This is a genomic window from Vibrio sp. 10N.237.312.B06 (assembly GCF_041464685.1).
In the GTDB taxonomy this organism is placed as follows: Bacteria; Pseudomonadota; Gammaproteobacteria; order Enterobacterales; family Vibrionaceae; genus Vibrio; species Vibrio tasmaniensis_A.
On record NZ_JBFSPI010000122.1, the window covers coordinates 1 to 10,427 of the forward strand.

8 protein-coding genes are annotated in these 10,427 nt (G+C 43.4%); 3 read left to right on the forward strand and 5 right to left on the reverse strand.

Annotated features, from left to right (window positions below):
* Positions 1 to 184: 184 nt before the first annotated feature.
* Positions 185 to 838 carry a thiopurine S-methyltransferase gene (locus AB6C75_RS21670; RefSeq protein WP_372109212.1) on the reverse strand — a complete coding sequence of 218 codons (654 nt, stop codon included), beginning with the start codon at positions 836 to 838 and terminating at the stop codon, positions 185 to 187.
* Positions 839 to 1,161: 323 nt separating this feature from the next.
* On the opposite strand from AB6C75_RS21670, the gene AB6C75_RS21675 reads away from it, so the two are divergent.
* The gene (locus AB6C75_RS21675) at positions 1,162 to 1,938 is read left to right on the forward strand and encodes a RelA/SpoT domain-containing protein (RefSeq protein ID WP_017077978.1); all 777 of its coding nucleotides are present in this window, start codon (positions 1,162 to 1,164) and stop codon (positions 1,936 to 1,938) included.
* 305 nt (positions 1,939 to 2,243) lie between these two features.
* Here the strand turns inward: AB6C75_RS21675 and ihfA are convergent, their stop codons facing one another.
* Positions 2,244 to 2,540 carry an integration host factor subunit alpha gene (gene ihfA, locus AB6C75_RS21680; RefSeq protein ID WP_004734853.1) on the reverse strand — a complete coding sequence of 99 codons (297 nt, stop codon included), beginning with the start codon at positions 2,538 to 2,540 and terminating at the stop codon, positions 2,244 to 2,246.
* 468 nt (positions 2,541 to 3,008) lie between these two features.
* Complete coding sequence (locus AB6C75_RS21685; protein WP_009846953.1) at positions 3,009 to 3,902, reverse strand: EamA family transporter; 894 nt, start codon at positions 3,900 to 3,902, stop codon at positions 3,009 to 3,011.
* A gap of 103 nt (positions 3,903 to 4,005) precedes the next feature.
* Between AB6C75_RS21685 and AB6C75_RS21690 the strand changes: the two genes are divergently transcribed.
* Positions 4,006 to 5,388 carry a PLP-dependent aminotransferase family protein gene (locus AB6C75_RS21690; protein ID WP_372109215.1) on the forward strand — a complete coding sequence of 461 codons (1,383 nt, stop codon included), beginning with the start codon at positions 4,006 to 4,008 and terminating at the stop codon, positions 5,386 to 5,388.
* Positions 5,389 to 5,701: 313 nt separating this feature from the next.
* Positions 5,702 to 6,883 carry an alpha-hydroxyketone-type quorum-sensing autoinducer synthase gene (gene cqsA, locus AB6C75_RS21695; protein WP_372109217.1) on the forward strand — a complete coding sequence of 394 codons (1,182 nt, stop codon included), beginning with the start codon at positions 5,702 to 5,704 and terminating at the stop codon, positions 6,881 to 6,883.
* Positions 6,884 to 7,084: 201 nt separating this feature from the next.
* On the opposite strand, the gene AB6C75_RS21700 is transcribed toward cqsA, so the two are convergent.
* Both AB6C75_RS21700 and AB6C75_RS21705 read right to left on the reverse strand, forming a co-directional pair.
* Positions 7,085 to 9,133, reverse strand: a complete 2,049-nt coding sequence (locus AB6C75_RS21700) for a response regulator (protein WP_372109219.1) — start codon at positions 9,131 to 9,133, stop codon at positions 7,085 to 7,087.
* 271 nt (positions 9,134 to 9,404) lie between these two features.
* Positions 9,405 to 10,220, reverse strand: coding sequence for a TauD/TfdA dioxygenase family protein (locus AB6C75_RS21705; RefSeq protein WP_372109221.1), 816 nt, complete (start codon positions 10,218 to 10,220; stop codon positions 9,405 to 9,407).
* Positions 10,221 to 10,427: the final 207 nt, after the last annotated feature.

Here is a 10,427-nt window from a genome sequence, read left to right on the forward strand (position 1 = left end):
GCTACCGATGTATTGTTGAACGCGAAATGTACAGCAAAGATCAACACGCCCTAGCCAGCTATTCAATTCTGAACAATCACGACTTCAAATCTGAACAACAAAAAAGACGGGCTATCGAGCCCGTCTTTTTGTTGGTGTTATCTTTTTTATTGAAGCGGTCTTTTCGCTAGAGAGCTCACTGCGCTTAAGCGTCAGACTCAATCAAATACACTTCTTCACTGAATCGAGACAAACCTTTCTTCGCAATCTTAGGGTGTTCATCATCTGCGATATCTTGATTCAACAAAGTGATCTTATAACCTGCAAATAACTGATCGATCTCTAGCTTAGGTACGCTAAACGGAGGCCCTGCCATCTCACTTTGATCGTAATCCAATGTCACCAATAAGATTTTGCCGCCTGGCTTTAACAGTTGCTTCAAACGCTCTACATATTGCACGCGCATCTCTTCAGGCAATGCGACTAAAGACGCGCGATCGTAAATGGTATCGACAGGCTGGATTGGCGCTGAGAAGTAATCGTCCGTGTAGATGTTCAGTTCATCGAATTGATACAGCTCGTGCTGACCACTGATTTGAGTCACAGTCGGGGTGTAAAGGTGCTCTGCAAAAAATGCGCGAACCGCAATCTGACTTAACTCGACACCTTGAACATCTTCATGCTTTGAAGCTAGCCAAATCAGGTCTTCACTTTTGCCACAAAGTGGAACAAACACACTCTTCTCGTAGCTAGGCTCAGTCTTTTCCCAAAATTTAATCAGAAGTGGGTTTACATCTTCGAGGTGGAAACCAATTTGGTTGGCTGCCCATTTATTGTGCCAAAATTCAGGATTATTCATCTTTCGTTCATGTTAAACAGTCATAATGCAAGGGTACAGTATAGAGAGGTAAGAGCAACCTTAGCTTGGTTTAAAGTACCAAATTGGTTTCGATGAAATCAGAAACTGGCTAAGTTCAAAGTTCTAATAATTGCGGAACTAACGGTTGGATTATTTGTCTATATCTTCACATTTTAAAGCAATATTAAACGTTAGAGTTGGTTTCTGTCTTAGCTAGCCCCATTTAATATGTAGTGAGTTTAGTTAAGCTGTTTTTACTCTTGTGCGTTACTGGTTACCCCTTTTAACTACCCGTTTTTGTAACCTTGTATTTTGGAGTTTGAATGAGTGTATTTCTCCGTACGACGGCCCTAATGCTATTGGTATTGAGCCGAGCGCCTGCATTCGCAGCAGCACCTGTTTCAACAAGTTCGACTGATCAAACGCGCACTCCTGCGCAAAACCAAGTTTCATCAAACGTATTCCGTCATAGTTTGAGCGGCCTTTACGGCATCAAAGCCTTCGACTCACGCCCGACTCAGCCTTACACCGACTTCGATATTCTGTACAGCAAAGCGCATCAAGGCCAAGCTGAACTAGAAACTATCTGTAAAAGTACTGCCCTACTCACCAATTCTGAAGCGCTATTTGCTGGCGTTAAATCTCAAGCTCGTGCAGAAGAAAAAATCGCCCTTGAGCTTGATGGTGATGTGACAAAAATTACCGACTTAGCCCGTGCAACTATCATCGCGAATGATGTCGAGAGCTTGGTTGAAGTTTACGAAGCGCTAAGCCGTGAAGCAGACGTTGTTAAGCTGAAAAACAAGTTTAAATCACCAGCTGACTCTGGCTACCGTGACCTTAACTTGTTGGTTCGTTTGCCAAAAACCAACATCATTGCAGAGGTTCAACTTCACTTAAAAGCGATTGCTGATGTGAAAAGTGGCCCTGAGCACGAGCTTTACGAAATCATCCAAGGTATTGAGCGTCACGCAATTGCAGAACAACGCCCTATCAATGACATTGAAGCGGCACAAATTAATAGCCTAAGACGCCAATCTTTAGAGCTTTATCAACAAGCATGGCAACCATACATTACCACGCACATCAAAGCGGCTTAACCACTGGCATAAACGCTTACCATAAACAAGAACGACAAAGGGCTGCATAATCGCAGCCCTTTCTTTTTATTAGTGCTCTCGCGTTGCTTTCATTAGTTCATTAGTTCATTAGTTCATTACTATCAGAAAGCAAAATATAGGGATGTCACTATTAGTAGTTAACGAGAAGGGTGATTAACGAGAAGGGTAGCTAAGAAAAGAGAGTCAGGTGATACCACTAAGAGAAACTAGTGACAAGACAGTCAGCAAATGATGCATAAGACGTAGATACAAAAAGACCACGCTAGGCGTGGTCTATTGCTTGGCTACTTCTCGATTTTAATATTTTCGACTCGGGCCTTCAGTTTTTGTCCCGGTCTAAAAGTAACAACACGTCGAGCAGAAATTGGAATGTCTTCACCAGTTTTCGGGTTACGACCAGGTCGCTCGTTTTTCTCACGAAGATCAAAGTTACCAAAACCAGACAGTTTTACCTGTTCGCCATTTTCAAGTGCCTTACGAACTTCTTCGAAAAACACTTCAACCGTTTCCTTGGCATCCCGCTTGCTGTATCCGAGTGTTTCAAACAGGTTCTCAGCCAAATCGGCTTTAGTGAGTGCCATAAAACTTTCCTCAAAGCTATGTTATACATTGCTACCATCTTCAGTAGCGCCAAAGCATTTACCCTATTCAATCAATGAGATAAGGTCATTTACAAGGAAAGTGTATGCCAAGCTTCTGATTTTCGCCAACTTTTTTATCTCATCAATTTAATTATTCTTTCAAATCAGGAAGATAACTCCCTTGCAAAGTCACATATATAGCTAAAAAACACCTAGCCAACAGGTGCGATGCGATACTATATCCCGCAAAATCCAACATAATAAGAATTTAAAACTTTAGTGTTCTAAAAGATAATTTTTGAGACCTCTATCCTATACCCAATAAAATCAGCCACTTGATTTGATATCAAACTCAACAGAGGTTACTAAGTAACCATTATTAAATATGATATTTGTATCATTTCAGAATTTAATTCGAATTAGTCAATCCTTTCGACAATGCTATTCTGCTGTGTTTTTAGAAAACGCTCAATCAATCGTCTTTATTTCCCTAAGAGGTCTTACGGTTGTCTTAGCAGGCTTCACTATCAAACCTATACCGACTAGAAACAGTACAGATGCCACAACTTGAGCGACTGAAAGCACCTCGTCATACATAAAGTAACCACTGATCAATGCGAATATAGGTACTAGCAAGGTTAACGGCGCTGTCGTGCTTAACGGATATTGAATTAACAGTTTATTCCACACCCAGTAACCGAATAGCGTGGTTGGGTAAGCCTGAAACAACACAGCAATCGTTGCGTTCCAATCCCATTGTTCTATCGCCTGCCAAATAATTTGGTCACCGTGCAGCATCACCGCAAACAACACTAATGGAACTGGCGCAAATAGCATGCCCCACACGTTAAACGCAAAAGCCTGAGTGGTTTTAGACGCTTTAACAATCACGCCCATTAACGTCCAACTACACGCTGCGATCATAATAAGAATCACGCCATTAACAGTGACATTGCCCGTTGCTGCGGAAACCAGCACCGCCAACGCGCACATCGCTAACATCGCACCCATTAACTTGCGAACCGACGCACTTTCTTTGAAAACCCACACGCCAACCGCCATACCAATTAGCACATTGGTTGAAAGCAACACCGACGAAAGCCCCGATGAGAGCCCAGCGGTGATTGACCATGAAGCCATGCCCCAGATGCCCACACCAAACACAAAGCCATAACTCACTAAATAACGCCACGCGACATTCGGTCTTGCTACAAAAAATATCACCGGAATCACCGCTAGCGAGAAACGCGCGGCGGTTGCCAACAACGGATGAACATTGGTTACACCCATTTTGATCATCGAGAAATTGAATCCCCAAATTGCCATCACGAACACCGCTAACAACAAATCATTTCTTTTCATACTGACCCCTCCTTTGTTTTGAATGAGTATCCCTTGATCAATAAAACCAGTACAGATACAATTTTTACAATAAAAACCAGTACAGTTAACAACGGTCGTGACCATGAGCATCTACAGAAAGCTAGCCAATCAGTTTATTGATGAGATTGAAACGGGGAAAAGACCCGAAGGTGGACGCATGCCTTCGCTGCGTCAATTAGCTAAACAACAAGCCATCAGCATGTCGACCGTGGTGAGCTGCTACCAAGAACTGGAATCACAAGGCTGGATACACTCTCGACCGCAAGCAGGGTATTTTGTTTCTCCTCATAAACTTGCTCGTTCAACCCCAGAGTGGGCACAGTTTGAAAGTAAAGTGTCGAGCGTCAAGCTAACCTCATCGACTCACAACTCAATCAATGGACCTTTAGGGGTGTCTAGCACCGCCAATGATGAACAGTCGATTGTTGAACTGGAACGCAGTTTTCGCCGCGCTATTCGGCGTATGAGCTGCAGGCTAAACCATTACCCAGATACACAAGGTGAGCCAATGTTACGTCAGGCATTATCCACTCACTTTGCCAAGCTCGATGTACACTTTTCACCTGAAGAGATGGTGATTACTGCAGGCTGTATGTCTGCGATTAAGGCTGCACTTGAATCGTGCACCAAAGAAGGCGACACCATCGCGATTAGTTCACCTTGTTTCAACGGCATTCTGGAGTTGCTCGGAAAGATGTCGCGACAAATCATCGAGATCCCATCTCTGGATGACGGTATCGACTTGCAACAATTGGAAGCGCATTTGAAGAATAGACAAGTCGATGCCGCGATTTTTTGTACCTCTCATATGAACCCTCAAGGGATCAACATGTCGGCTAGTCAAAAACAAAAGCTTGCTGAATTAGCGAATCACTATCAAGTACCGATCATTGAAGATGATGTGTATCTGGAACTTTCTTATTCCTCACACACTCCACTCCCCGCGAAATACTACGACAAAGGCGGCTATGTACTATGGTGTGGTTCAATATCGAAAAGCTTGTCACCGAGTTACCGATTAGGATGGTGCTTACCAGGGAGGTTCATTAACGAATACAAGGCTCAGTTTTCTGCTGCAAGCTATGGCGTCGCCCTACCCACTCAGCTTGCAGTTGCTGACTTTATCGAATCTGGTCAATACGCAAAACACGTTAGAAGAAGGTGTACTCAGCTTCTCTCTTTGCGCCAGCAATACCTAAGTTATTTGGCTCAGCACCTTCCTCAAGGAGTAAAGATAAGTAACCCGCAAGGTGGCATGGTACTTTGGCTACAAATACCAAATTTGAACCAATCAAGCTTTGCTCAGGCAGTTGCCGACCACAACATTGATATCAGGCTTGGGCACCTGTTTAGCACTCATGACCTTTACAGCAATTGCTTACGCATCAATATTGGTTACTCGTTAGAGGGAAAAGCCAGGCAGGAATTGAACGACTTAATCGAACTGATTCACGTTCATAGCTAGTACGTTCCAGTTCTTAATACGTGCCAGTTCATAATACGCAGCTAGGACATCAAAGCTTTTCAGAATCGACTTTTTCATAGCCATTCGAACATCGAATTTTAATAGCCTTTTATGATAAAAAAGAAGGCTATCATTCCTATCTGAACTAGGTTAAAGCCCCGCACCGTAAGGAAAATGGCTCGCTTCGATACCTTTAAATACTGAGTTTGCTAGCACATACAAAATTATGCAAACTGGCTAATGACACATCATTTTTTAACTTCAATATACAACCGCCGGCGCTGGCGTTTTCCCGTATTTGAAGAGAATAATTATGAGTGATACAACAAAAAACAAACCACTACCTTCCTTTATCGAAGAACGCTTGAACTTCTATATTCAAGACCTCATTACCCAGAACAAAAGCCAAAAGCACTTGGTATTGGGTAAACGACCTCAGCGCAACGCCGTCGTGATGCAGAGCAATGATTACTTAGCACTTTCACACAACAAACCGATCCAAGACGCCCATCAAGCTGCGATTATCGAACACGATGACAACGTAGTGATGTCTGCAATTTTCTTACAAGATGAAGAGTCTAAACCTGCGTTTGAAACCGAGCTCGCGAACTATGTCGGAATGGAGAGCTGTTTGCTTTCTCAGTCAGGTTGGGCGGCCAATATTGGACTATTACAAACCATCTGCCCGCCGGACACATCGGTGTATATCGACTTTTTTGCCCATATGTCGCTATGGGAAGGCATTCGTGCCGCTGGCGGCATCGCCCACCCGTTTATGCATAACAATATGAATCACCTGCGTAAACAGTTAGAGCGCCACGGCTCAGGCGTTATTGTGGTCGATTCGGTTTACAGTACCATTGGGACCATCGCCCCACTACGCGACATCTACGAAATGGCGCAGGAGTTTGATTGTGCCGTCGTCGTTGATGAATCGCATTCATTGGGCACGCATGGGGAAAATGGTGCCGGCATAGTTCACGCATTGGGCCTTACAAACCAAGTCGACTTCATCACCGTAAGTTTGGCTAAAACCTTTGCTTATCGTGCAGGCGCGATCCTTGGGCCAAAACTGCTTTCAGAAACCTTACCGTTTGTTGCTTATCCCGCGATTTTCAGCTCGACCGTGTTACCACAAGAGGTGGTCCGTTTAGAGAAAACATTAGAGGTAATCAAAAGTGCAGATGATAAACGACAAGCTCTGTTCCTGCGTGCTAAATCGCTGACTACGGGTCTAAAACGAATTGGCTTTAATATCCGCAGCGAGTCTCAAATTGTTGCGTTGGAGTGCGGCAATGAGAGAAATACAGAGCGAGTGCGCGACTTCCTTGAAGAACGGAATGTGTTCGGTGCGGTGTTCTGCCGCCCCGCTACGGGCAAGAACAAGAACATCATCCGATTTTCAGTCAATGCCGATATGACACCACGAGACATTGGCCATGTGCTCACAGTTTGTCACGAAGCGTACCATCACCCAGAGTTAGAGTTCGTATAACTCTGTACACACCAATTCTATAACTAACACAAACGGCAGGACTGAATAGACGCTATCATGTCGCGATACAAAAAGAGCCCAACGAATTGCTGAGCTCTTTCTTATGTTCATCTATTTATCTATTCATCTATTCATCTATTCATCTATTCATCTATTCATCTATTCATCTAGTTCAGCTGGATAACCGGACGGTACAACCAATCAAATCCAGTGTGCAATTTTATCGAACAGTCGGGTTTTATCCGCTGGCTTCACAATAAAATCTGACATGCCTGACGATTCCATTTTTTCCAATGTCACTGGGGAACTGTCGCCTGTGTGAGCAATAATCGGCACTGTAGAGTATTCTTTGGCTGCACTGCGGATTCGACGAGAAGCTTCAATACCATCCATAATTGGCATCTCGATATCCATCAGAATCAAATCAACATCCTCGGTATCCAAAGCATCTAACGCTTGTTGGCCATCTTCTTTCTGTACAACGTCAAAGCCCTGTTTTTCCAATAACATTGCGGTAAAACGGCGCAAAGATTCGTTGTCATCCACCACCATTATCGTACGTTTATTAGTCGCCTCTAGTAGTTTCACAGCAACCGATGGCAACACGTAATTAGAATCGAAAAGTAAGCGCTCGATGGTGGCTTTGGTATTCAGTAGCCAAACTTGTGTTTCCACCCAAATCGGTTCAAAAGCAACGTTACGAACACGCTTAATGGGATGATGCTCATACAAATAGATGATTCTCGCTTCAGTGAACGATAGCAAAGATTCAATTCTATCGAGGTAATTGGCTCTTAAATCTAAGCTCTCCATATCAACGAAAATCAAGTCGAACTCAAATTGATATTCCTTATTTTTAAGTGCTGATACAACGTCTAATACGGTGAGGTCAAACCCCATAAAACGTGATGTCTCAGTAATTTTATCAGAGAGTACTTTCTGGTCACTCACCATCAACACTGTCTTTAGCTTAGTGAGCTCACTCTTAATTTCGTTCACAGAGTGAGAAGTCAAAGATGGAAAAGTCATCGTGAACTGCGTCCACTGTTCCACCTCAGACTTACACTTAATCTCTCCACCAAACGACCGCATTACCTTCTGACAAAATGGCAAACCTAAGCCGTAGTTACCTGATTGGCCGGTGGTGTAAAAATCCTGGAAGATACGTCGAATGACATCGTTTGAAATACCAGCTCCGTTATCGGTAACCATAATTTGATTGGTCACGTCATCACTGTACATGGTGACATGAATATGAAAATCTTCAGGGCTGCGATGATGGAATGCGTTCTTGAACAAGTTATACATCACGTACTTCAACAAGGTATCACTACCCAAGAAGTCAAAGTTGCTTTGTACATCTAAAGAGATCGCTGATTTATCAGCTGAGCGCTTATAGTTAAAGCTATCTATCGCCCCTTCCACCACCGCTTGAGCTGAATGTTTCTTGAACGTAGAACGAGATACTCGGTTTTCATCAATTGAAGTCAATAGCAGATCAATCGTCTCGTTACCTGAGTGAATAATCTCCATCGCTTCATCACCCACTTCACGTAACTGTATAACTTCTTCATTACTCAAAGCGTATTGCCCTTGGTGGCCACCACTTTTCGGATTCGGCAATATGGACTGCATAACATCAATAGATGTCAGTAAACCACTTAGTGGGTTTCGCATCTCATGCGCGATACCAGCTCCAAAAGATTTCGCCAATGACACCTTATTCTCATGTTCCACCTGATTACGTAAGTAAAATAAGTTACCGAACAAATAGATAAATAAGAAAATTGGCACATGCGTCCAATCCATGGTGAGCTCTAAGTAGAAGCCTTGTGCCACCCACGCACACAAGGTAGCAATCCCTATCCCGGCGAAGGTTTGTGCAAACATCACTCGGGTGACGTGAACTAATAGAATATGGAGGAAAATAGCCGACATGAAAGACATAACCCATACGTTGGACCAGTTATTCATCAGCAGCATGTAAAAGAAAAAACACGGTAAGCAGAGGGTAATAGCGACTTGATAATAAGCCGGAAGGTACTTTCGCCAATCAAATGGAATACGATTACGAACAACAATCCCAAGGAACAATACCGAGCAAAACAGACGCACGGCTAAATTTTCATAGGGTTGCGGAAACAAGAATTCCCATACAATGTAGTAAGCAGGGAAACCGACAAAGCCCATCCAACCCACAAGGGTTAGGTTAGGTTCTGCGTACTGATAAACTTTACGAATCGCGTTCATACAAATACTTTATTTACTAAGCCCTAACGTTTACAAAGTCTAAAATTTGATGTTGGTTCTTATGTTTTCCGCTGAGTATATTACACATAACCTCAGAGCAGTGAGCTTTCAATCAAATATGTATCAACGCTTTTGATTTTATTATGACTTAGATGAATAAAGTCTCGGTTTCATACTTTAACTCAGACAACATCCCTAAGTGATTCAGATTTATACGCTCACGCCTACACCAATAACGCGCCTTAGCAAGTGCTGCGCCTCTTCGTTTGCATTATGTCACTGTAACGCGATGCATCTTTCTTGGAGTATCGCCGTAATCAATCACCGCGTAATGTTGCGTGACCCTATTGTCCCAAATAGCCATTGATCCCCTGTCCCATTTGAAACGGACTTGAAACTCAGGGCGTCGTGCAATTTCAAACAGTTGGTTAAGTAAAATATCACTCTCTTGTCGGTCAAGTTCGTTGATATAACGGGTAAACTGCTCATTGATATAAAGTGTTTCTTTACCGGTTTCCGGATGGCTCTGAACAACAGGATGAATTACAGGTGGATTTTGCTGCGCGGTTTTAAGTAGTGATTTGTGCCAATCAAGCTCTATCTGATCTGGCTCAACTCCCTCGAAAGCCACCAGCGAATGAGTCGCAGACAACCCTCTCAGTTTTGCTTTCATGTCTTCATCTAATGACTCGAAAACCGCCGTCATCGAACACCAAATCGTATCCCCACCGGTGCTTGGAATATGTTGAGCATGCAACAAAGAAGCTTTCGATGGCACTTTGCGCCAGGTTAGATCCGTATGCCAATAGCTTTCCATGGGTGCATTACCACGGGTTGTTTCGATGACACTCACCTGAGGTGCGCTTTCGACGCGAGGAAAGAAGGGATGCGCAAGCTCGAGCTGTCCAAATCGCTCTGCAATCATCAAGTGTTGTTCTGATGAGAGTACTTGATCACCTAGGAAGATTACTTGATGGGTAATCAGCGCCTGATAAACCTCATCGAGCTCAGTCACACTGCATGTGGCGAGATCGACTCCATGGATTCGCGCACCGATATGAGGGGTAACTTGTTCTATTTTCAACATACTTTCGCTTATTGGTGATATGACATTTCAGGATCAGTTTAGGTACTGGCTATTAAACCGGACAAATACGCCATTTCTTTCAACACTGTTCGTTCCAAAAAAAGTCTCACTTTAATAAGAAAAAGGCCATCTAAAAAAAGAGCCCCTACATAGGTAATGCCGTTCACTTAAGAGTGAACGGCATTTTTGTTCTTAGCATACCGTTGT

Bases quoted from the DNA above. Each gene is read 5' to 3' on its own strand.
- AB6C75_RS21670 (WP_372109212.1), bottom strand. From the start codon at position 838: ATGAATAATCCTGAATTTTGGCACAATAAATGGGCAGCCAACCAAATT.
- AB6C75_RS21675 (WP_017077978.1), top strand. From the start codon at position 1,162: ATGAGTGTATTTCTCCGTACGACGGCCCTAATGCTATTGGTATTGAGC.
- ihfA (WP_004734853.1), bottom strand. From the start codon at position 2,540: ATGGCACTCACTAAAGCCGATTTGGCTGAGAACCTGTTTGAAACACTC.
- AB6C75_RS21685 (WP_009846953.1), bottom strand. From the start codon at position 3,902: ATGAAAAGAAATGATTTGTTGTTAGCGGTGTTCGTGATGGCAATTTGG.
- AB6C75_RS21690 (WP_372109215.1), top strand. From the start codon at position 4,006: ATGAGCATCTACAGAAAGCTAGCCAATCAGTTTATTGATGAGATTGAA.
- cqsA (WP_372109217.1), top strand. From the start codon at position 5,702: ATGAGTGATACAACAAAAAACAAACCACTACCTTCCTTTATCGAAGAA.
- AB6C75_RS21700 (WP_372109219.1), bottom strand. From the start codon at position 9,133: ATGAACGCGATTCGTAAAGTTTATCAGTACGCAGAACCTAACCTAACC.
- AB6C75_RS21705 (WP_372109221.1), bottom strand. From the start codon at position 10,220: ATGTTGAAAATAGAACAAGTTACCCCTCATATCGGTGCGCGAATCCAT.